The organism is Gottfriedia sp. S16(2024) (genome assembly GCF_050473765.1).
Lineage (GTDB): Bacteria > Bacillota > Bacilli > Bacillales > Bacillaceae_G > Gottfriedia.
In genome coordinates this window covers 581,128-604,439 of the sequence record NZ_JBFLUO010000001.1, presented here as the reverse complement: position 1 = coordinate 604,439, position 23,312 = coordinate 581,128, and the positions used below count along the sequence as shown (strand labels likewise).

Annotated in this window: 20 protein-coding genes, 1 riboswitch and 2 other annotated features; of the genes, 16 read left to right on the top strand and 4 right to left on the bottom strand. The window is 33.7% G+C overall.

All coding sequences use genetic code 11. From position 1 onward, the window contains the following. Positions 1-156 precede the first annotated feature (156 nt). Positions 157-399 (bottom strand): hypothetical protein, encoded by a 243-nt coding sequence (locus tag AB1282_RS03035; protein ID WP_056467996.1) that lies wholly within the window; start codon positions 397-399, stop codon positions 157-159. A 386-nt stretch (positions 400-785) separates the two neighbouring features. On the opposite strand from AB1282_RS03035, the gene AB1282_RS03030 reads away from it, so the two are divergent. After that, positions 786-1,124 carry a hypothetical protein gene (locus tag AB1282_RS03030; RefSeq protein WP_429898410.1) on the top strand — a complete coding sequence of 113 codons (339 nt, stop codon included), beginning with the start codon at positions 786-788 and terminating at the stop codon, positions 1,122-1,124. Between the two features lie 387 nt (positions 1,125-1,511). Next, positions 1,512-1,612: riboswitch (purine riboswitch) on the top strand. A gap of 9 nt (positions 1,613-1,621) precedes the next feature. Here AB1282_RS03030 and AB1282_RS03025 read toward each other — a convergent pair. Then, positions 1,622-1,807, bottom strand: a complete 186-nt coding sequence (locus AB1282_RS03025; protein ID WP_429901233.1) for a hypothetical protein — start codon at positions 1,805-1,807, stop codon at positions 1,622-1,624. Here AB1282_RS03025 and AB1282_RS03020 point away from each other — a divergent pair. After that, positions 1,722-2,873, top strand: a complete 1,152-nt coding sequence (locus AB1282_RS03020; protein ID WP_429901048.1) for an MFS transporter — start codon at positions 1,722-1,724, stop codon at positions 2,871-2,873. The genes AB1282_RS03025 and AB1282_RS03020 overlap by 86 nt on opposite strands. Positions 2,874-3,309: 436 nt before the next feature. Here the strand turns inward: AB1282_RS03020 and AB1282_RS03015 are convergent, their stop codons facing one another. Continuing rightward, positions 3,310-3,600 (bottom strand): hypothetical protein, encoded by a 291-nt coding sequence (locus AB1282_RS03015; protein WP_429898409.1) that lies wholly within the window; start codon positions 3,598-3,600, stop codon positions 3,310-3,312. Positions 3,601-3,654: 54 nt separating this feature from the next. Beyond that, positions 3,655-4,167, bottom strand: a complete 513-nt coding sequence (locus tag AB1282_RS03010; protein ID WP_429898408.1) for a hypothetical protein — start codon at positions 4,165-4,167, stop codon at positions 3,655-3,657. 641 nt (positions 4,168-4,808) lie between these two features. Beyond that, positions 4,809-5,043, top strand: a binding site (T-box leader). A 60-nt stretch (positions 5,044-5,103) separates the two neighbouring features. On the opposite strand from AB1282_RS03010, the gene AB1282_RS03005 reads away from it, so the two are divergent. From AB1282_RS03005 to AB1282_RS02940, 14 genes are all read left to right on the top strand, one after another. Continuing rightward, positions 5,104-6,456, top strand: a complete 1,353-nt coding sequence (locus AB1282_RS03005) for an amino acid permease (protein WP_429898407.1) — start codon at positions 5,104-5,106, stop codon at positions 6,454-6,456. A 257-nt stretch (positions 6,457-6,713) separates the two neighbouring features. Next, positions 6,714-7,208 (top strand): ABC transporter permease, encoded by a 495-nt coding sequence (locus AB1282_RS03000; protein ID WP_056468375.1) that lies wholly within the window; start codon positions 6,714-6,716, stop codon positions 7,206-7,208. Between the two features lie 462 nt (positions 7,209-7,670). Next, positions 7,671-7,799 carry a hypothetical protein gene (locus AB1282_RS02995; protein WP_390310933.1) on the top strand — a complete coding sequence of 43 codons (129 nt, stop codon included), beginning with the start codon at positions 7,671-7,673 and terminating at the stop codon, positions 7,797-7,799. Positions 7,800-8,042: 243 nt separating this feature from the next. Further along, positions 8,043-9,035: a sugar-binding protein gene (locus AB1282_RS02990; protein WP_056468015.1), complete on the top strand. Its 993-nt coding sequence runs from the start codon at positions 8,043-8,045 to the stop codon at positions 9,033-9,035. Then, the gene (locus AB1282_RS02985; protein ID WP_056468019.1) at positions 9,025-10,446 is read left to right on the top strand and encodes a sensor histidine kinase; all 1,422 of its coding nucleotides are present in this window, start codon (positions 9,025-9,027) and stop codon (positions 10,444-10,446) included. The genes AB1282_RS02990 and AB1282_RS02985 overlap by 11 nt, the downstream gene beginning before the upstream one ends. Before the next feature lie 17 nt (positions 10,447-10,463). Then, positions 10,464-12,005, top strand: coding sequence for a response regulator (locus AB1282_RS02980; RefSeq protein ID WP_429898406.1), 1,542 nt, complete (start codon positions 10,464-10,466; stop codon positions 12,003-12,005). Between the two features lie 363 nt (positions 12,006-12,368). Further along, a complete protein-coding gene (locus AB1282_RS02975; RefSeq protein ID WP_286131601.1) occupies positions 12,369-13,517 on the top strand; it encodes a sugar ABC transporter substrate-binding protein in 1,149 nt (382 codons plus the stop codon). A 111-nt stretch (positions 13,518-13,628) separates the two neighbouring features. After that, on the top strand, positions 13,629-15,143 hold the full coding sequence (locus AB1282_RS02970; RefSeq protein WP_429898405.1) for an ATP-binding cassette domain-containing protein: 1,515 nt from the start codon (positions 13,629-13,631) through the stop codon (positions 15,141-15,143). Positions 15,144-15,158: 15 nt separating this feature from the next. Further along, positions 15,159-16,331 (top strand): sugar ABC transporter permease, encoded by a 1,173-nt coding sequence (locus AB1282_RS02965; RefSeq protein ID WP_056468026.1) that lies wholly within the window; start codon positions 15,159-15,161, stop codon positions 16,329-16,331. Positions 16,332-16,902: 571 nt separating this feature from the next. Then, a complete protein-coding gene (locus tag AB1282_RS02960; RefSeq protein WP_429898404.1) occupies positions 16,903-17,163 on the top strand; it encodes a hypothetical protein in 261 nt (86 codons plus the stop codon). Positions 17,164-17,436: 273 nt separating this feature from the next. Then, positions 17,437-17,697, top strand: a binding site (T-box leader). Positions 17,698-17,767: 70 nt separating this feature from the next. Then, positions 17,768-18,751 (top strand): aspartate--ammonia ligase, encoded by a 984-nt coding sequence (gene asnA, locus AB1282_RS02955; RefSeq protein ID WP_056468033.1) that lies wholly within the window; start codon positions 17,768-17,770, stop codon positions 18,749-18,751. A gap of 338 nt (positions 18,752-19,089) precedes the next feature. Continuing rightward, positions 19,090-20,436: an erythromycin esterase family protein gene (locus AB1282_RS02950; protein ID WP_056468036.1), complete on the top strand. Its 1,347-nt coding sequence runs from the start codon at positions 19,090-19,092 to the stop codon at positions 20,434-20,436. 197 nt (positions 20,437-20,633) lie between these two features. After that, positions 20,634-21,212, top strand: coding sequence for a sensor domain-containing protein (locus tag AB1282_RS02945; protein WP_390310928.1), 579 nt, complete (start codon positions 20,634-20,636; stop codon positions 21,210-21,212). Positions 21,213-21,308: 96 nt separating this feature from the next. Beyond that, a complete protein-coding gene (locus AB1282_RS02940) occupies positions 21,309-23,096 on the top strand; it encodes a response regulator (protein ID WP_429898403.1) in 1,788 nt (595 codons plus the stop codon). Positions 23,097-23,312 lie beyond the last annotated feature (216 nt).

Sequence of the window (23,312 nt, the reverse complement as noted above, 5' to 3'; positions counted from 1 at the left end):
AGTATTTTTAAAAATCTCTATGGAAGATTCCGTAGAGATTTTTTGTATTAGTTGGTCCTGTCCTTTATACATGTTGGGAGCGCTATTTTGATTAAGAATATTATTGATACAGGAGGGGAAATCCTATTTATCGATAATGTTATTAACGATTAAAAGTTAAGCGTTTTTTATTTCATCAACCTCACTAAGTAATGATTCTAAATGTTTTAAAATTGTCTTAGCTATTTGATGTTCTTTATTTTGTTCTAAGTGCTCTTTAGCAACTTTAGATAATTCAGTATAATTTTGATGTGAACTTTGGTTATGCTTATCATTAGTTTCTGAAAAGTTGAAAGCATTGCTAAGCTTAACACTTATTTCATTGTGTAGACTTTTCAGACTTTCAATAATTTCATCCATACTTGGCACACTCCACTTCGTTTAATAAGTTTAATTCATAGTTATTATTTCCATGTGACCTTTAAAAATGAGTTGATAATTATTAATAATTAGGCTCTGTTAAATAAAAATGTTGATTTTTGAACTAAAAAAGAGGTTGTCTAATTGGAACAGGTTCAGATTTTGAGTACAAAAATAATAATAACAGTTCAATTTTAAGTCCAATTTGCAAATGAATTGGACTTCTTTTATTTGTTAGTATAAAGGTATTATTTTGATTTTAACTATTAATTTAACATAGTAATTAGCAAGTGTCTGATGACCAGCAGACAGTCTACAAAACCTATGTTAAAATTAGTGTTAATTTGGCATACAATGTATGACCAATTTTTGATGTGGAGGAAATTATGTCATTTGAAGAATTAAGAAAAAACAAACCAACAATTCAATGGGTCGAGAATGATGAGGATAATGAATTTTTTAATGAAGAAAATATTAATGCAACAAATGAAGTTCTTGACAGTTTTATTAATAGCTTAGAAAAACTGGGTGCAAACCCTCCAGAAGCAGAAATAATGAAGATTGTTAAAGATGTGGTAATTAAATTTAATGAATTAAATGAACAATATGATTATTACATCGAAACGATGGAGCGAGAAGACCTTTGTGAGTTTATTGATACAGCAGTAAGTATTGCAGGATTAGAAACTGATGATGACATTACCGAAGAGTGGAGAGAATGGTAATCAAAAAGGAGCAAACTTCGCTCCTTTTTTGTTGTCTTATGTGCTAAATTTACTGTTAATTTGATAACTAAAATGTCTGCTTTTTTGGTTGCTGTTTAATTTTTTGTACTTCAAAACTGAACCCGTTAGTCTAATTGGTGCTCTTTTTTTATTGAAGTATCGACCAGATAAGTTGATTAAGAATCGGTGTGACCCTGTTCTTATTGTTTTTTATATTAAATTATGTGTTTTTTATAGCAATGAAGTTCATTTTTATCGTTTTGGGGACAATCTGTTCTGTTAGCTTGAGAGGCATGTGGCTGTACCCCTTTTAGATTGGAATTTTAGCTTTGGAAATGATTTTACACTTGAGGGATAGGATAAAGTATAGTAAAATCAACAAAGTGATCGCTCTTAATATATATGAACTGTATAACTTCTAGAATATGGCTAGAAGGTCTCTACCAGGAACCTTAAAAATCCTGATTACAGAAAATGAATTTATTCGTTTTTTGTAATCAGGATTTTTTTATTGTTTTCTGTAAAGGACCTTCAGGGTCATTTCTTTTTATATTAACTAAGAAAGGATAGAAATAGAGTATGAATTTGAAAGTTTTTATAATAGCATTATCGACCGTTGCAGTTGGATTAGTTGAATTAATCGTTGGTGGAATATTGCCAACAATCGCCGATGATTTCAACATTTCATTAAGCACTACAGGGCAACTTATAACAGTGTTTTCGCTTATCTATGCCATTGCCGGTCCGATTTTACTGGTATTAACCAGCAGAATCGAACGCAAGAAATTGTATCTTGCTTCCTTGTTTGTCTTTTTCATCGGTAATGTAATGACATATTTTAGTCCAAACTTTACCTTTATGATGATTGCTAGGGTGTTGACGGCAACAAGTACAGCACTTGTCGTTGTGCTTTCTTTAACCATTGTTGTTAAAATTGTTGCTCCTGCCCACCAGGCCAAAGCTTTGGGACTCATTTATATGGGGATTAGTTCGTCATTAGTGTTAGGCGTACCATTGGGAATCCTGATTTCCAATATGTTTGGATGGCGTGTAATATTTCTTGGAATCGCTGTATTATCAATCGGATCGATGGCGCTAATTTCACTATTTTTGGGGCGCATTCCTGGGGAAAAAACAATTCCGCTTTCACAACAATTAAAGGCTTTAGGAAGTGGGAAAATAATCAGCGCCCATCTTGCTACCATGTTTATGTTAGCAGGACACTATACGATTTATGCCTATTTTACCCCATTTTTAGAAACGAATCTTCATCTAAATTCCAACTGGATTAGTATCTGCTATTTTGTATTTGGTATTGCAGCTGTAAGTGGTGGAGCATTCGGAGGAACACTTTCTGATTGGATTGGTGCTCGGAAAAGTATCATCATCGTTATCAGTGCATTTGCTATTGTATTGTGTTTAATACCATTAACAACTTCTTCACTAGTCTTATTCATCCCAACGATGATGGTTTGGGCAGCATTGAGTTGGAGCTTGGCGCCACCTCAACAAAGCTATTTGATTCAAACCGATCCAGCTACGTCTGATATACAGCAAAGTTTTAATAATTCCGCATTGCAAATTGGTATTTCGCTTGGTTCAGCAATTGGTGGCATTGTGCTAAACCAAACTGGCTCGGTTTCCAACACAGCTTGGTTTGGGAGTGGCATTGTCATTATTGCGTTACTATGCGCAGTCTTTTCTTTTACGAGACCGAACATATCAAGAGAACAAAAGGCTTCGGCCTAGTCTTCCCAAGGGGTTAAAGATGGAACTCTGGTCTATGTTGAAGACAAATTAGCTTTAAAAACAAAATAATTTACTAGTTTTGATACTTCCTTATGCAACTAACGCACTGCTTTGGTTCAATAAGATTTATTCCCCATTTAATCTTTTGACCTCATTTTCTAAGTAGGTAAGTCGTTTATTGATTTTATAAAGAATAGGTAAATATGCTATAACAATAATGATTCGGACGGCCGAAAATGTCATCTTTCTTCATACTTTGCAACGGAAGTCAATAAAAAGCCAATCCCTTCTGCGGCAAGGGATTGGCTTTTTCCTTTTTTCTCTTCATATGCATCATTTTATACATCGTAGACTTCTCAACGTTTGTAGGGGAATCTGTAACTATCCTATTCTCTTATTTTTGTATAAAATCCTGAATGATTCATGTAGCCTTTTATTAAAAAGGGAAATTTGATGAATTATATTCGGTAGTATTACTAGACTCTTCAACCGAATTTGGTTGACATTCTGTTAGCTTATACATATCTTCATTCATTGAAAAACGAGGTTGAATATTATTGCTCGTTAAAGCTGTGTCAAATTCTTCACGTAATTCATATCGATCATTTGAATGACTTTTACCAATATAAAATAGGTGAGGATTAATCATATATCCATTCTCTATTTTTGCAATAAATTGCTTTTGACATAATCTTTTTAGACTTTTTGATACATTCCCTTTATCCATATTTAGGTCTAGTGCAATTCTTTTCCGAAATCCAATTTTTTTGTGAAATAAATTTTACCACTTACGATCTGCGCCACCACCACCACTGCCGCGTTTACATTTATTATCTATGATACATTTTGCTTCATTAGGATAATATTTTCTCAATTTCTTTTCCGCATCTTTTAAATTACTATTTGCTTTTAAATATTTTTTGTAAACATAGACTCTCATCGGTATTGTAACGGTTTTGCTCATGGTTTTGCTTCCAGATTGAATACCAACTTTTGTAATAGTAGTTACATTATCTACAAAATCTGTCTTTGAGTATTTTCTTTCACTTGACAGGGTTAAAGATTTATACTCATCGTATGCTTTTGAAGATATATCTACAATAAGAGATCCCAAACTAAATTGATCATTTAAGCTACTCCAAAAAAATAATTTTTGAACAGCACTATTATAGTTCTTTTCTAAAGATTTAAGCGTTGGTTTTGATGCCGCTTCGGTTGAACCAGGTTGCACTAGCAATAAAAACAAAGAAAATGCACTTAAAAACATAATAATTTTATTTAAATTTTTTTTCATATTAAACACCTTTCCCATTAGTATTATTTTTTTGTTTTCTACAATTCTATTATACATGACTTATTTATCCATAAAATACCAAAAATGGAAAATTTAAATCTATTAGAGATACAATCCAAATTAAAATTTTAAATTTTTTTTGCTATTAGGTTGAGCTGGCTGGGTTTTTTTGATTTTTCGTATGTCAGGAATTTTTGAGATATTTTTTCTGTGGCAAAATTACCACGAACAAAATATGGGGTAGCGTTAGGGTTATGCGGATCGTGAGAACCAAAATAAAGGAAATTAAAAAATAAATTCCCTTGTGCAGTAAGAACAAAAACCAACCCATAATTTACATACTCCCCTCTATAAAATCGGATTCAAATTATCATAAATATTCAATATCTTACTAAACTAAACTGCCATTTAGTTCCACAAAAAAAATCGGCTAAAGAGCCGATTATCGTGGGGGGGTAACGATATTGACTGATGATACTTCAATGAATATAAAAAATAGTATTTTACGGATTCATTTAACTTTTGAACCAATCTGCCGAGGATTAATTCTTTAAAAATATTATTCTGAAAAAACTGTTGACAAGTTTGCTTTGCGTCCGTATAGTATTAGTTATTATAAAAAATATTCAGAAAATATTTATCAAAACGCAAAGATCAGGAGTAGTAAAAGTTAATTATTAGGTAAAGAGAGCTGCGGGGTGGTGCGACGCAGTCCAATGATACTTTGAACTTGCCTGGGAGTGGTAAAGCGAAAGATTAGATTTAATCTTTTCTCTTGTTTTAACGATTGACCTACGTTACAAGGTTTTTAAAGTAGGGTTCGAAAAGAGCCAATAAGAGTGGTACCGCGGTAAGCTAAGGCATGTCGTCTCTTTCTTCATTTGATTATGAAGAATGGGATGATGTGCCTTTTTTGATTTTTTAGGAGGTTAGGATATGAAAACGGACAAACAGAAATTACAAAGGACAATGACGTCAAGACATATTACGATGATGGCATTAGGAGGTGCCATTGGGGCAGGTTTATTTAAGGGAAGTAGTTCAGCAATTGATATGGCAGGCCCATCCATCATAATTGCTTACTTGCTAGGAGGCATCATTTTATTATTCGTTTTACAAGGTTTAGCTGAAATGGCAGTTCGCAATAGCGATGCAAGAACTTTCAGGGATCTTGTCCAATCTATATTAGGAAAGTACCCAGCTTATTTCCTTGATTGGATTTATTGGAAAATGTGGGTATTGAACATCACGGCTGAATCAATCGTTGCTGCTATTTTCATTCAATATTGGTTGCCAGATTATCCAATATGGATGCTTGCATTAGTTGTTTCGGTGTTGGTTACAACAATCAATTTGCTATCGGTAAAGGTTTTTGCTGAAACGGAGTACTGGCTTGCTTTAATTAAAATTACTGTCATCATTGTATTCATCTTAGCTGGGTTAATATTGTTACTTGTGAATTTTGGTGATCATAAAGCAGTCGGTTTCTCTAACTTAACTGACCATGGCGGTTTCTTTCCGAATGGGTCAACAGGTTTAATTTCGGCTATGTTGGTTGTAATTTATTCATATGGTGGTACTGAAATTATCGGGGTCACATTAGCAGAAACGAAAAATCCAGAAAAAGTGGTTCCAAAAGCCGTTCGAAATACTTTGGTTAGAATCATTTCTTTCTATATCATTCCATTTTTCATCATCGTTAGTTTAATTCCTTGGAACAAAGTAAACGGGGTGCCAGAAAGTCCGTTTGTAATGGTCTTTAAAATGATAGGGATTCCTGGTGCTGACCATATTATGAATGCTGTTGTTCTAATAGCAATTATTTCATCGATGAACTCTGGATTGTATGGTTCATCTCGCGTTCTGTATACGCAAGCTGCGGACGGTCGCATTCCGAAAATCTTTTCAAAATTATCTAAGAGGAAAGTTCCTGTATACGCAATATTAATGTGTACTTCCACTTTACTTGGCGGTGTACTAATTTCCTTATTTGCTGGAAGCAAGACATTTGATTTCTTGATGGGATCGCTAGGATATACTGTATTATTCATCTGGTTGATTATTGCCTTTGCTCATTTGAAATCACGTAAACAGTCATCTGGAAAAACAAGTGAATATTTAGTTAAATGGTTCCCATATACGACTTGGGCTGTAATCATCGCTTTAATGATGATTCTAATCGGAATCATTTTCACGACACCGATCATCGTAACGATCATTACACTTTGCATCTACGTCTTTATTACGTTAACGTATGTATGGAAAAAACGTCTTAACAAAAACTTGTAGAAGAGATAATTAGCAATAATTGAAATTGATGGTGATTATTGAGCCTTACTTAAGGCAGGTAATGTAATCACAACACTTATACTATTCTTGTTCTTCAATTAACTGGTGCTTTACTTTTAATGAGTAAAGCCCTTTTTTTCTGAATAGTAAATCAAATATAGCTATTGCTCATGGACAAGCATACAATCACTTAAGTCTATTCTAAATATAATGATAGGAGTTTATTAGAGAGTGAAGTGAAAAGTGTGCCTCCAAAAATGAAAAAACCAAATGATTCAAATGAAGAGAATAAAGAGAATAAAGAGAATATTAATATTGCATCGGCTTTTAGAGCTGTAAGCAATGTAACTCAAACCGTGCCCGAAAATACTTTTGTAAAAGTAAACTACAATAAAAAACAATTTGATTTAGCAAATGAATATAATCCGTTTACTTCAATATTTAGAACAAGAAATAATGGGGTCTATTTAGTTTCTGGAACGATTACTTTTTTCCCTGTTAACAACAATGTCGATTATAGAGTACGGATCGAAATTCGCGTAAATGGAAAACCTGCAATCGCTATTGATAATGATTTCTTTGGTCCAATACTCTTTGGAAATACTGTAAATGTCTCAACAATCGCGAAACTTAATGCTATGGATAAGGTTGAGGTTTTTGCTCAAAGTAGCATAGCTGGTACGATTGATACAAATGTTGATGGTGAGGTTAGTACGCATTTTGAAGCGGCAAGATTTCCGTCTCCATCATAATTAGATTAAATTTATATCCGTGTTTAAGAAGGTGTGCTTATTGCTAGCCTTTTTTATGTAGGTCTGGTACTTCGCTTGAAAAATAAAGAAGCCACCTTATAAGGTGGCTTTAAACTGTTGAAAAATGAGTTCGTCAATTAGTGTTCAACAACATTATCATGGTTAAGGTTGATTTCCATTAAAGACAGTTATGAGGAAGCACATTTCAATTTTCAATAAATCAATTACATATTCAAATCGGCAATTGAACAATAAACGTACTACCTTTTCCTGAAACACTTTACTTTCTACTATTATATTACCGCCGTGAGCATTAGTAATTGACTGGGTAATTGATAAGCCTAAGTCAGCGTCACCGTATTTTCTAGTGCTTTTGTAAGGTCTGATTACGAAACGAAGTAATTTAAAAATGCAAATAAAGATTATTCACAAAGTGCAATAAAAGCAGCGCGTGTGATTGCCATGATTACACCGATTGTTACATTTATTATGAATTTGTGCCTTGTTGGAATCCTTTTATATGGCGGGTATCTGATTAGGTTGAATTCAGTTCAGGTAGGCGATTTAATTAATTCACCATGTGTTTTTTGATCAAAAAAAGGGATTGGTAAGCTTTGATATTTTTTCAAACAGATCTTGTCTCATATCGGATCTTTTTTTTTGAAAAAATCTCAATATAACGTTTTTTTAGTAAAGGTAGTTTGAGGTTACAAATTTCCTTATTAAACGATTCATTCGTTCGAATAAAATAAAAGGGAAAAAATTGTAAAGTTTAATAGTCTTGTAAACTGTATAATCAAAATGTACTATTTTAATATAGGACTGGAGGACGTTATGGAAGAGAAAAAATGGTCGATTATTTTAAGCGTACTTTTTTTATTGTTTGTTTATGTACTTATTCATTTTGAAATAAATGCTAGAAATATTGAAAATTCAGTTCAAAAACTACAGGATCGAGAAGTAGAACCGAAGAAAAAACTCCATTTTGTCCTTATTTCGCAGGAGTTTGATAATCCTTATTGGAGGAAAGTACAAGAAGGGGCAGATGTTGCTGCAGAAAAATTTGGAGTAAATGTTGAATATATCGGTCCTTTACGTACAAGTCCGGAAGAACAAATTAAATTATTAGAAAAGGCAATTGCTTCTCAGGTGGACGGTATTATCGTACAAAGTCTTGATGAGAATACTTTTTCGCCCGTAATTAATAAAGCGGTTTCACAACATATTCCTGTTATTACAATTGATACAGATGCGCCAAAGAGTAAGCGTATTGCTTATGTTGGTACAAATAATTTTAGCGCAGGAGAGCAGTTAGGAAAAGTTGTCGTAGAGGAAACGAATGGTGTTGGAAAAATTGGCGTTATTATTGGGAGTGAAAAATCAGAAAGTCAGCAGGCGAGATTAAATGGCTTTTTAAGTATTGTGAAAAAGCATCCTAAATTAGTAGTAAAGGATATCGAGTCCTCTAATATATCGATTATTCAAGCAAAGCTTCAAACTGAAAGTATGTTACGTAATAATAAAGACATTTCAGTTATGGTTGGTACAAGTGCTTTAGACGCGATTGGCATTTTGAATGCATCAAAAAATTTAAAGTTAAATCAAGTAGAGATATTTGGATTTGATAATATCGAAGGTACACTCCAAGCAGTTCAAGATGATGCGATTAAAGCAACTGTTATTCAGAAGCCATATGAAATGGGCGTTCAATCTGTCGGATTATTAATTGATTCGTTACATGGAAAAGTTATTAATAAAGAAAATTTTACACCAACCGAGGTGGTGACTAAAGAAACGTTGATCAGGAGGAGAAACGTTGAAAATTAGGACAAAGTTATTTATTTTTATTCCTATTTTAGTTATTTTACTAAATCTAGTTTCATTTTTTATATTTGAAAATGGTAAGAAGGTTCAAGAGAGTTATAATTTAATGATTAATAAAATATTTTTATATAAACAAATCTCTTCTGAAACCCAAGAGAATTTAAGTTTGGTAAGTAGTTATATTATTAATCCACAGCCAAAAAACTATCGATCGATTTTGCAGCATAAAAGTAATTTACAAAAATTAAAAAAAGAATTATTAACACATAATGCTACTAAAAATAATCAGCTTGTGTTAGAAAACTTTACCCATATGATTGATTCTTTTCTAGGGTTAGAATCATCAATTACAGATAATTTAGTCTCTCAAAATTTTTCAAGTTATACAGATCAATACCGGGATATAGAGAAGATATCAGGGTTTATTAGAGAGGATAGTCAAAACTTAGTTGATTTAGAGCTCAGTAATTATCAGCCTATTTTTCGAAAGATTATTGCAAATACTCAGTCTATGAATCAATTAGGTGTCCAGTTGTTCGTTATAACGACTATCATTAGTATTGTTTTTGCAATATGGTTGTCTAGAAGTATCGTCATTCCAATCAATCGATTAGTTTATATGGCTAAACAAATTGGTAAAGGTAATTTTAATGTGGCTCCCCCCACATTGTATCAAAACAATGAAATCGGAATTCTTGGGAAAATCCTCAATGAAATGTCAAAGAATTTAAGTAATTTAATGATTAAAAATATTGAAATTGTAGAAAAGGACCGACTTGTAAAGGAACTTGAATTAAAAGCCTTACAAAGTCAGATTAACCCGCATTTCCTGTTCAATACGTTAAACGTTATATCTAAGTTAGCTTATATAGAAGGGGCTGAGCAAACGAGTGATCTAACAGTATCGACCTCGAATTTGCTGCGTTATAATTTACGAAAACTAGACGAGCCTGTCACTCTTTTGGAAGAAATCAAGAATGCTGAAGAATATTTTTCGATTCAAAAGGCGAGGTTTAGAGATCGTGTACGCTTCGAATTAAATATAGAAGAATCATGTTTAGGGAATAAAGTTCCTTGTTTAACATTGCAACCACTTCTTGAAAACGCATTTATACACGGTATCGAGGGGATGGAGCAAGGTGCAGTAATAGGAATTACGATTAAGAATTCTGAAAAATATATTTACATCGAAATTTATGATAATGGTGCTGGTATGAAAGAGGAGACTAGAGAGGCTCTTTTAACATCGTCTATGCCGATCATCTCTCAAAAAAGCTCAACTGGATTAGGTACAACAAATGTGTTTAAACGCTGGCGCCTCTTTTATGGAGAAGAAGATATTGTTGATATCAAAAGTGAAATAAATAAAGGGACAACCATTATATTAAAGCTTCCTGTCTCATCAAAATTTTAAAATTAAAGGAGGTAACTATGTATCGTTTATTAATTGTTGATGATGAACCATTAGAGCGCGAGGGACTTGAATTGATGATAAATCGATCAATGCCTAATCAATTTCAATTTGAACAAGCTGAAAATGGACGAGTTGCGATTGAAAAATCAATAGAATACCAGCCTCATATTATCTTTATGGATATAAAAATGCCTGGTATTCAAGGGCTTGAAGCTGTTTCGGTTATAAAGCAAAAACTACCTGATACAAAAATATTCATTGTCACTGCATATGACTACTTTACATATGCACAAGAGGCCATTTCATTAGGTGTTAAAGATTATATTTTAAAGCCTGCTAAACGAGATCATATCATCTCTTTACTTCAGAAGATGATCGATGAAATAGAAGATGATCATAAGAAAAGATTACAAGAATTAGAGGCTATTGAAAATTTATCGATTATACGCCCTCTCACTGAAAATGAATATACATTAATGTTAATGTTTAATACTGTTCAAGAACTAAATATGTCTCAACTTTCTAGCATTCTCGGTTTTGAAATCGAGTTAGGTTATGCAAGTGTCATTAAATTGCCTAAAGAAATTAGTCAAAATGACAAAGAACAAAGGAGAATTTATGAATGTGTTAGACACTTTATGAAATCTTCGAGGAATTGTTTAATCAGCCCTGTTGTAGATGGCCAATTAGCCATATTTATTCCAGTACAGCCTAACCGAGAAGCCGATCTTCAAACACTTGTACTCTATCAAGATGCTTTAAAAACGATTGAATACATAGAAAATCAAACTGGTTATCAAACAGTGATTGGTATTGGGTCTTTAAAGCAAGGAATTGAAGGGTTACGACAATCATATAATGAGGCATTTCATGCAAGTTTAGAATGTGATGAATTAACGCGTGTTAATCAGCATTCATTGAGTCATTCTATCAGTATACCAGACGAGGAAAAACAAGTTTTAATTGATTCTTTTAGAAAAGCGGATCTAGAAGACGTTATGAATCAATTTAATAATTTGTATGAAAGATTTAGTCATTATGATGTTTCGCAAGTTAGAACGGAATTAAATTCACTATTTAATCAAATTTTCCAATCTCTTCGTAATTCATCGATTGAAGTTGAGAAATTTCATATTCCAGAAATGAATGAAATCAATCAATTGAAGATGATTGTGGAGCAACAAATCATTAATTTAATTACAAAGATTGATCGAGAAAAAGAAATTAAGACGAATCATCTGATGATATTGGCAAGGGAATTTATCGCTCATCACTTCATAGAGGATCTCTCACTTGAGCAAGTGGCCAACTATTTAAAATTGAATCCAGTTTACTTTAGTAAACTATTTAAAAAGCAAACAGGTGAGACTTTCAGTGATTATTTAATGAACTTAAGAATTAATAAAGCGAAACAATTAATGGAAAAAAGAGAATTGAATTTAAAAGAAATTTGTTACCAAGTTGGCTATAATGATCCAAATTATTTTAGTCGAGTATTTAAAAAATGTACGAATGAATCTCCTAAGGAATATAGGAAGAAAGTTTTAATGAATATTTAAAGGGAAAAATACTTGAATTTGAACTGATAAACGATTACTTATTTTATTTGAATAGTTAGTAATAAAAGAGTCTAACGACATACTTAATGACTGTATTTACGAATTGCTTTATTAATTTGTAAATACTTTTATTGAGTTTTCTGTTTGACTCTTTTTTTGATTTAAATCGAAATTAACTGTACTAATATGTCCCAAAGTTAAGATAATGCTAGTTTTAATATTCTGAATGTAAACGTTTTCCGAGTTGAGGTAAATTAGTGCAGATAATAGACAAAAGAGTGAAGGAAATGGGTAAGCGTTTCCAATAAAAATCGTGATAACCTTATTTATGTAAGCGTAACCAGAAAAAAAGGGGGAAACACTTTGAAAAAGTTATCAAAGATTTTTGCAATAATTTCAGTATTTTTAGTAATGACTCTTGTTGCAGCTGGATGTGGATCATCAGCAACATCAAGTGATAGCACTTCTGCTGGTAAGAAAAGTAAAAATGGTAAAGTCGATATTGGTATCGTTTTACCTACGAAAGATGAGCCACGTTGGACTCAAGATGAAACTCGCTTTAAAAATGCTTTAAAAGATACAGATTATTCAGTTGAAATTTTATTCTCACAAGGTGACTCAGCTAAAGAAAAAGCAAACGTTGATTCTTTAATTGCAAAAGGCATCAAAGTTTTAATTATTTGTCCTCAAGACGGTGCTGCTGCTGCTGCTTCAGCTGAAGCTGCAAAAGCTGCTGGTGTTAAAGTAATTTCTTATGATCGTTTAATTACAGGTACTGACGCAGTTGATTACTATGTATCATTTGATAGCGTTGCTGTAGGTGCTGCACAAGCACAATATCTTGTAGATCATGCTTCAGGGAAATCAGGTCAACCTTTATACCTATACGCTGGCGCTGCATCTGATAACAATGCATTCTTATTCTTCCAAGGTGCTTGGAAAGTTCTTCAACCAAAAATTGCTGATGGAACTTTCAAAGTTGAGAATTCAGCAGCTGCAAATAGCTTAAAAGCTAAAGCTGATTTAACTCGTGATGAGCAAGCAAAAATTATCGGTCAAGTTACAACTAACTGGGATTTCAACGTAGCTAAAAACTTAACTTCATCTAACTTAACAAAAGCTACAAAAGCTGATAAAGGCGATGTATTAGTTCTTGCTCCAAATGACGGGACTGCTCGTTCAATCGCAGATACATTTAAAGCAGATAAAGATGTAACTTCATATATAATTTCTGGTCAAGATGCTGAAAAAGCTTCTGTACAGTACATTATTGACGGTAAACAATCTATGACTGTTTTCAAAGACGTTCGTACATTAGTTAAAGATGCAATCGCTACTGCAACTTCAATCTTAAAAAATGAAACACCTGATGCTTCAGGCGTTACAAACAACGGTAAAGCTGATATCAAAACAAAACAAACAGATATTATTGTTGTTGACCAAAGCACAGTGAAGAAGGATTTAGTTGATTCTGGATACTATAGCGCTTCTGACTTCACTGGATTGAAGTAATTAATAGAAGAAAGAACTTGCAAAATAGTGATGGTCTAACCGTCACTATTTTGTTAATTATTCAATTTAATCAATGACTCAAGTAGATGGCAAATTCGGGAGACGGATCATATGAGTGAATTTATTTTAGAGATGAGAAATATCTCAAAAGAGTTTCCAGGTGTGAAGGCATTAAGCGATGTTAACTTCAAGGTTAGAAAAGGGGAAATACATTGTTTAGTCGGTGAAAACGGTGCTGGAAAATCGACTTTAATGAAAGTATTAAGTGGTATTTATCCATTTGGAACCTATACAGGTGATATTGTTTTTGGAGACGAAGTTCAAAAGTTTTCAAAAATAAGTGATAGTGAAAAAAAGGGTATCGGAATCATTTATCAGGAATTATCTCTTTTTCCTGAGCTGTCCGTTTACGAAAATATTTTTATCGGACATGAAATTAAAAAGGGAATAACTGTTGATTTCAATGAAACGATTGTTAAAGCAATCGAAATGCTAAAAAAAGTAAAGCTAGATGTAAATCCGGAAGTGCAAATTAAAGAGTTAGGCGTAGGGAAACAGCAACTGGTTGAAATAGCAAAAGCACTTAGTAAAGATGTTAAATTGCTTATTCTCGATGAGCCTACGGCTGCTTTAAATGAAGATGATAGTGAAAACCTACTTTTCTTGATGGAAGAGCTAAAGAATCAAGGAATTTCTTGTATTATGATTTCGCACAAACTTAAAGAAGTAATTGCTGTTGCAGATACGGTTACTGTACTTCGCGACGGAAAAACAATTTGCTCTTTAAATAAAGAAGAAATCACCGAAAACACAATAATCAAACATATGGTTGGTCGTGAAATTGATGATATTTATCCGAAGCGCCCAAATCAAAAGTTTGGTGAAGTTTCATTAGAATTAAAAGACTGGAATGTGTACGATCCAAAATTAGGTCGTAAGATTCTTCATCATATTGATCTAAATGTTCGAAAAGGCGAAATTATCGGTATTGCTGGATTGATGGGATCAGGTCGAACAGAACTAGCAAAAAGTATTTTTGGAAATCCGACAAATTTCAAACTTGATGGCTCCGTTTTAGTGCAAGGGGAGCAAAAGCGTTTTAAACATCCAAAAGATGCAATAAAAGCTGGAATAGCTTATGTAACAGAGGATCGTAAAGGCGACGGATTGATCCTTGAACAAGATATTAAAAATAATATTTCGATTACGAACTTATTTGAAATTTCCAAGTCAAGCGTAATTAATCAACATGAAGAAATTGTCGTTGCAAATGATTACTTAAACAAGTTAAACATTAAAGCTCCATCAATTACTTCAATTGTAGGGAAGTTGAGTGGTGGTAATCAGCAAAAAGTATCGTTGAGTAAATGGTTATTTACAAATCCGAATGTACTAATTCTCGATGAACCTACTCGTGGAATAGACGTAGGTGCAAAATTTGAAATCTATAGTTTTATGAATCTACTGGTTGAACAAGGCATGAGCATTATCATGATTTCCTCTGAACTTCCAGAAGTCCTTGGAATGAGTGATCGAATTTATGTTATGGCAGAAGGTAAAATAACCGGGGAATTATCAAGAGAAGAAGCAACTCAAGAGAGCGTTATGGCTCTAGCTACCGTTTAAGAGAGGTTGAATAAAATGAACTTTTTTCAAGAAGCAGGCATGTTATTAAGAAAAAACATCCGTGAATATGGAATGTATATAGCTCTTGCAGTAATAATGTTAGTTTTTACGTTAAATACAGATGGATTATTTATGTCATCTCGTAACTTAAGTGATTTAATCAATATGACAGGTTATGTTGCAGTCCTTGCAGTTGGTATGACATTAGTAATTGTCATTCGACATATTGATCTTTCAGTTGGTTTCGTTGCTGGTTTTCTAGGAGCAGTAGTTGCTCTATTTCTAACACATGGTTTGCCAGTCTGGATTTCAATCATTGCAGTTCTAGTATTTGGCGCTATTATTGGTCTAATTAATGGATTCTTTGTTGCTAATTTAGGAATTCCTTCATTCGTAGTTTCATTAGCAGGCATGTTAATATTCAAGGGATTACTACTAATGTCTCTTGTTAAAACTGGTACGATCATCGTTGCTAACGAAAGCTTTAAGGCGATTGGAAATGGCTATATTCCTAGTTTAGGAAATTTGAATGGTTTACACATATCAACACTATTAATTGGTGCGATCTCTATCATTCTTTTTATCTGGAGTGATTTTAAAAAGAGAAACGTAAACATAAAGTACGGTTTTGAAGTACTTTCAATGCCGATGCAAATTATTAAATTATTGTTTATTTCTGGTATCATTGGTTACATTTGCTATATTCTTGCCGGCTATCAAGGAATTTCTTGGACTGCTGTGATCATGTTTATTGTTGTAGTAGTCTACCATTTCATTACAACAAGAACTCCTTTAGGGCGTCACATTTATGCAGTTGGTGGAAACCCTGAAGCAGCACAGTTAAGTGGAATTAGCGTAAAGAAAATCACTTACATTGTATTCGGTTCAATGAGTATGCTTGCAGCCCTTTCAGGCGTATTGTTTACAGCTCGACTTGCATCTGCTTCTCCCCAAGCAGGTACAATGTTTGAGTTAGATGCAATTGCTGCAGCTTATGTAGGTGGTGTTTCTGCTGCTGGTGGTGTTGGTAAAGTAACAGGTACTATTATCGGTGCATTCGTAATGGCTTCATTAACAAGTGGGATGAACTTAATGGGTATTGATATTTCATACCAATACATCATTCGAGGAGCAGTTCTTGTTCTTGCAGTTGTATTTGACGTAATGACACGTAATAAAGGGAAATAATATTTAAAAACAGAAACAGTCGATTGAAGTGGCTGGTTTCTGTTTTTTTATTTTTTATGAAATAAATTTGATAGTGCGAAAAAATGCAATTTAGCCTTTTAGTATTCAATGGAAAGATAAAGAAATATTAGTGAAACAGAACAAATTAAAGAATCGGGAAAAGGGGTGCAATTGCAATTACTTTTTATGTTTAATTTAAAAAAACGACTCTAAGAGTCGTTTTTAAGATTTATTTTTTATTATAAAAAAGGTCTGGCTTTCCACAATTTGGACACTCATATTCATAATGTTCTTGAATTACGTTACTACTATTTGAATACTCGTCATTAATGGAAATGTTTGAATTACAGTTTGGACAATTAATGCTCGTTTTGGTGGATTTGTTCTTTGAATTCTCCATCTTCATCATCCTTTCTTTTCATTTGTCTGATAAATCCTTTCTATTTTACCCATTTTTTTCTTATTCAAGTAAATGGCAGTTAGTTCAATAAGGAAAGAGGATAAAACAACTGTTTTATAGAATGTGTAAGCAATAGAATTTGTTAAATTTTGTAAAATGAAGATGTGGAAAATGAAAAGTAATTCAGCTTTTATGGGTGTTTCAATTATAATTGGTTGTGCTATTTTAGGGTTATTTATAATGTTAACTTTTTCAAATAATAAAAATAGTACATCCAAATTTTCAAATGATTATAAATACGAAATGATTCCAGTAAACGCTAATAATGTCATTATTTTTAATAAAGAAACTGGTGAATATTGGAGAAAATTTTTACCCGAAAATGAGCGTCCTTCAAATTGGGAAAAAGAAAAATCACCAATTAATAAGTAATAAATACTTAATAACGTTATGTAACTAAACCAGTGACCTCATAATACAAACGTAGTGCATTAGCCATCCATAAAACAAGGGTTCATTACAATGTTTAAAACCTACCGTTCATCGGTTTATTACTGGCTGTAAAAAACGTAAATGAAAACAATTTAAGTCCAAATCATGATCTTAGTTATTTGTTAGAATAAAATAAAAAGTGAAAAAAATGTTGACTTTCTCATTTTTATCTATAAAATAATCATTAATAAAATGTTTCAGAGATGTGACAACATAACGACTGTGAAAGGACGAGTAGTAGTAGGACGTAGACAAAGCGAGTCAGGGGTGGTGTGAGCCTGATACGAAGCCTATTATGAAGAACCTCCTGGAGTCGCTAACCGAAATCCTTTAGAGGAAAGTAGACTTAGCCGTGAACTTCGCCGTTAAAGAAGAACAGTATCGAGATCTCTCTAATCTCCGTACTAAAATAAGTGAGCAACCTCTGTTGCTAATTTGGGTGGTACCGCGGAACCAAAGCCTTTCGTCCCAGTTTTTTGGGAAAGAAGGGCTTTTTTTGTTGGCTTTTTTCTACTACATCCAAACATTTTAGGGGGAAATAGGCATGTATCAATCATTAATGACAGTAAGAGAGACACAAATCGCAATTAAGGAAGTTAAAACATTTTTTGAGGATCAATTATCAAAACGTCTTGGAATGTTCCGCGTATCTGCACCATTATTCGTAACAAAAAAATCAGGTTTAAACGATCACTTAAACGGTGTAGAACGCCCAATTGAATTTGATATGCTTCATTCAGGAGAAGAGTTAGAAATTGTTCACTCACTAGCGAAATGGAAACGATTTGCACTGCATGAATATGGTTATGAAGCTGGTGAAGGTTTATATACAAATATGAACGCGATTCGCCGTGATGAGGAACTTGATGCAACTCATTCAATTTACGTTGACCAATGGGATTGGGAAAAAATTATACAAAAAGAATGGCGCACAGTAGATTATTTACAAGAAACCGTAAAAACAATTTATGGAATCTTCAAAGATTTGGAAAATCATTTATTTGAAAAATATCCGTATCTTGGGAAGTATTTACCAGAAGATATCGTATTTATCACAGCCCAAGAATTAGAAGATAAATACCCAGAATTAACACCGAAAGATCGTGAGCATGCGATTGCAAAAGAGCACGGTGCAGTTTTTATTATTGGAATTGGCGATGTACTTCGTTCTGGTGAAAAACATGATGGACGTGCAGCTGACTATGACGATTGGAAATTAAACGGAGACATCTTATTCTGGCATCCAGTATTGCAATCTTCATTTGAATTATCATCAATGGGTATCCGTGTTGATCGTAAATCACTTGATGAGCAGTTAACGAAGACAGGTGAAGATTTCAAACGCGAGTATGATTTTCATAAAGGTATTTTAGAAGAAGTGCTTCCACTAACACTTGGTGGTGGTATTGGGCAATCAAGAATGTGCATGTTCTTCTTACGTAAAGCGCATATTGGTGAAGTTCAATCTTCTGTATGGCCTGATGAAATACGAGAAGCATGTAAGAAGGAAAACATTCATTTGTTTTAAGAAAAATAAGACCTGTAAATGAAAGCATGAGTCTATATCAAGAAGAATTTAGTTGTACAAAAAAAATCGAATGTAATTCGATTTTTTTTTATTGCACTGAATGACAGTGGCAGTTTAGCCGAATATTGAAAGGATTAATAGGAAGTAAAAATAGAGTTTAATATTCAAAAAAATACTGATAAAACCGATATTACGAAGTGTAATGGTAATCTTATGACAATATGTAACTAGTAAATGTGATATTGAAGCACTAACAATTGAATAAAAGCAATTGATTGAGTCCGTGTAAGTACATGAATCAAAATTGCTTTTGAAAAAATTCAATTGAGGTGAGGAAAATGAATAAGAAAAAGAAAAAGATGTATTGTGCAATGGTTAGTACAGCTATATTAGTCGCTGGATGTGTTGGAGAAGTAAAAGCTCAAACGGTAACAGTAAAAGATTCAGCTCAACCATTCCAAAATAATATCGTTAAATCAATACAATCACAGGCAAAGCCATTAAACACGATAGAACCGTCTAAACCATTTGACGATTTAAAACCACTTAAGACCATGATTGGGAGCGCACAATATGTAGGATTAGGAGAGAATACTCATGGAAGCTCTGAAATTTTCACCATGAAGTTTCGCCTTGTGAAATATTTGGTTACCGAGATGGGTTTTACGAATTTCGGAATGGAAGAAGATTGGGGAAACGGCTTAAAGCTAAATGAATATATCCAAACAGGAAAAGGAAACCCTAGGGAATTTTTAAAATTGTTATATCCTACTGATGAAATTATAGCCATGATTGAGTGGATGAAAGATTATAATGCTGATCCATCCAATAAAAAGAAAATCCAATTTATCGGACTTGACTTAAAAACAATGGACCAAAGTGTCTTTAATAAAGTAATTGATTATGTAAAATTACATCGACCAGATTTGCTTGCAGAAGTAGAAGAAAACTATAAAGAGCTTTCTTCTTACACTGGAAGTATACAGGAATATATGCAGCTTGATCCTAAAACAAAAGATAAATTCAAGGCAAATGCTGAGAAAGTAGTCCAATTGTTAAATGATGAAAATGAACATGCAAACACAGAGACAGTTTCATCCGAGTTGATCTGGGTGAAAGAGACGGCGAATGTAATAGAGGAATTTACCACAATGCTACTTCCTAATGATTATTCAAGTATGGTGAAACTACACGATCAATATTTAGCCGATCATGCAATGTGGGCACAAGAGACATTTGGCGGTAAAACTATGGTTTGGGCACACAATATTCACATAGCCAAAGGTATTATCGATGAGAAATTATACCCTAATGTTGCTGGACAGTTTTTGAAAGAACGTTTAGACAATAATTATGTCTCAATTGGTAGTACAACTACGGAGGGGAAATTCACCTTATACAGCGAATATAGTCCTTCCACTGGCGGTAAGATTGCAACGGATACTATTCCACAAGATGTGAATAGTTTCAATTTTATCCTTGGAAAAGTCCCATATAATATGTTTTTGTTAGATAATCGTCACCTTAATGGTCAAGCAAAGAAATGGGTTAGAGAAAAGAGGCCATTACTGAGTATAGGGGGACAGCTCATCCCGAATAGTTCGTTATATAATGATACTTCATTGCTTGAGCAATTCGATATAATTTTTCATATCCGAAAAACAAGTCCATCTCATATTAAATAAGAGTTCAAAACAATCCCTTCTTGCAGAGTCAAGAACGGGATTGTTTTGTAGAGGAAATCATCTTGTTTTAAAAAGGAGTAGGCTGCTTCTACTTTTTTAGCATTATATAAAAATGTCATATGACATTTTTACACTAGTGAGTTTGACAAAGTCAGCAGTATGATGCTGTTATCAAACGGAGAGGAGTGATGAACCTTATGAAATTAAGATTCATCCAGAATGGTTACTTTTTATTGCTAACTTTTGTTACAGGACTGTTTTATTTTTGTTTTTATCTCGTAGCTTTACTATTGAGTTTGACCCTTTCATTTACCGTAGTCGGGATTCCACTAATTATACGCGTACTTCAGACTACCACATCTTTTATCCAATTCGAGCGCATACAAACGAAAATTTACACTGATATTTCGACAGACTCTTACAATAGAAGTGTAACAATAGATACATCGGACTGGGCTCAAGTAAAATTAGGGCTTACGAATCGTCGCAGCTGGTCTGCTGTATTTTGGTTAATGCGGAAATTTGTGATTGGAATTTTCAGTCTCATTAGTGCAGTCATTTTATATGTAATGCCACTTATGTTTCTATTGGCACCACTACTGTATCAATACATCGACATGAATATTATTTTCATGAAGATCGATACTTTGGCCAAGTCGCTCCTTGTAATGTCTATTGGTATAGTGACTACCGCCATAAGCATTAAAATAGTAGATGTTCTGGCAAAAAAAATTGGAGGTTATACACGCAGTATGATTCGACAGCTAAATCGATAGATGTTTGCGGCCTATACTTAAAAGTTATAAAAATGCGAGAAAGATTATTCTATAATATAGGAAGTAAGAAGGAAGGCTACTTAGGGGGTAAATGACTTGTTGAATATGGTTAAGTATTGGTTTTGGTATGATTGGATTATGTTAGGAATCCGTCTACTTGTTAGTATTTCTATCATCCTAGCTACATTAAATTTTCAGGATGGTTTAACATTACCACTTTGGATTATTATTCCTTGGGAGGTTGTTACCTTCTCTATTCCATGGGTAGCCTTACTGTTCAATTACAAATATTACTTGTTCACAGAAATATTGCTATATGGCGGACTATGTATCTATTTAACTTCTTTATTTCCAGAAGCTAACAACACATTTCTTATATCGGTGTTTCTTATCGCAGCAAATAGTAGGCATTTGTCCTATTATTGGACAGCTCCGACAACAATTTTTATTATAACTGGAATTTTCTATGCGGTTGCACCAAGTAATAGCTATTGGATTATGGTCACCTACTACGGATTTGCTTATGTAATGGGATTCGCTTTTCATTTATTAATCGTCAATCATAAGCAAAATGAAGCGATTTCTAAACAAAACGCTGTTCTTGAGCAATATATGTCTCAGATCGAACGTATTACACTTGCAGAGGAACGAAGTAGGCTGTCGAGTGAGCTTCATGATACAGTTGGTCACGCTTATACCTCCATTATTTTGGGTATGGAAACGCTGCGTACCGAACTTGTTTCTGAAAAGGGTATAGAGAAGCTAGATTCTCTGCTTGAAATGGGACGTAAAAGCATTGGGGACGTGAGAGGTTACCTACATCAAATGGATTCTCCGTGTCAATCGCTTTCCTTAATTCAATCTCTACAAAATCTTGGAGCTGAATTTCAAGAGTATGCTCGGGTGAATGTAAGCTTTCGAGCATTTGGAGAGGAATACGAACTGTCTCAGCAAGCGAGAATAGCATTTATCCGTTGCTTACAAGAGTCGCTTACAAATGCAGTACGTCATGGTCAGGGAAATGAAATTATAGTTTCATTGCAGTTTGAACAACAATTTACTAGGTTGGAAGTGCAAGATAATGGTAAGGGAAATGTAGAATGGCAGGAAGGCTTCGGTATTAAAGCGATGAAAGAGCGGGCAATGAATTTGCAAGGTCAATTGTCTGTCTATACAAAGCCAGATGAAGGAATGCTTGTTACATGTACTATACCGCGACAAACTGAAATAAATGATGGATTGATTCGTTTGTTAATTGTCGACGATCAACTGTTTGTTCGGGAAAGTTTGAGGACGCTTCTCGAAAGATATGAAGATTTAAATGTAGTCGGTTTGGCTGAAGATGGCGAGCAAGCCATCAACTTATGCGGGCGCTTTCAACCCGACATTGTACTAATGGATTTAGATATGCAGCACATGGATGGAGTTGAAGCAACCAAAAAGATTAAGCAACAATGGCCACATATCCGTGTATTAATTTTTACAACGTTTCAGGATACAGAACAGGCGTTGGACACCCTTCGTAACGGTGCGAATGGTTTTTTACTTAAATCTATGGAAACGTTGGAGCTAGCTTATGCGATCCGACTTATTCATAGAGGTGGGACCCTGATAGATCAGGGAATGTCTCACAAAATATTTGAGAAGTTTGATGCGCAAAATGAGACACCACAATCAAAAGCAACTGCTTATGAGCTAACAGCTAGAGAGGTAGAAATATTGCAGCTAGTAGCAAAGGGACTACGATACAATACAATCGCATCAAGGTTATATTTATCGAATGGAACGGTCAGAAACTATGCTTCCACGGCTTATACAAAGTTAGGGGTGCGTAACAAGGAAGAAGCTGTCCAGATGGCTCAAGAAATCGGAATTATTGAATGAGAAAAATGTTTGTTGTTTCTTTAGAGCTAAGCGGAAGACGACTTAAGACAAAATTAAGAGGATTGAGTCCTGGATAATACAGGATTCAATCCTTTCAAGGTTTGTACCAATTTTTTCATCTTAACGTATAATAACTGAAAGATTGTCTAAATTAGGCAGTCTTTTTTTTAATTCTAAAAAATAATCCTAAAATACATGTCCGTTAAATCTAAGGAC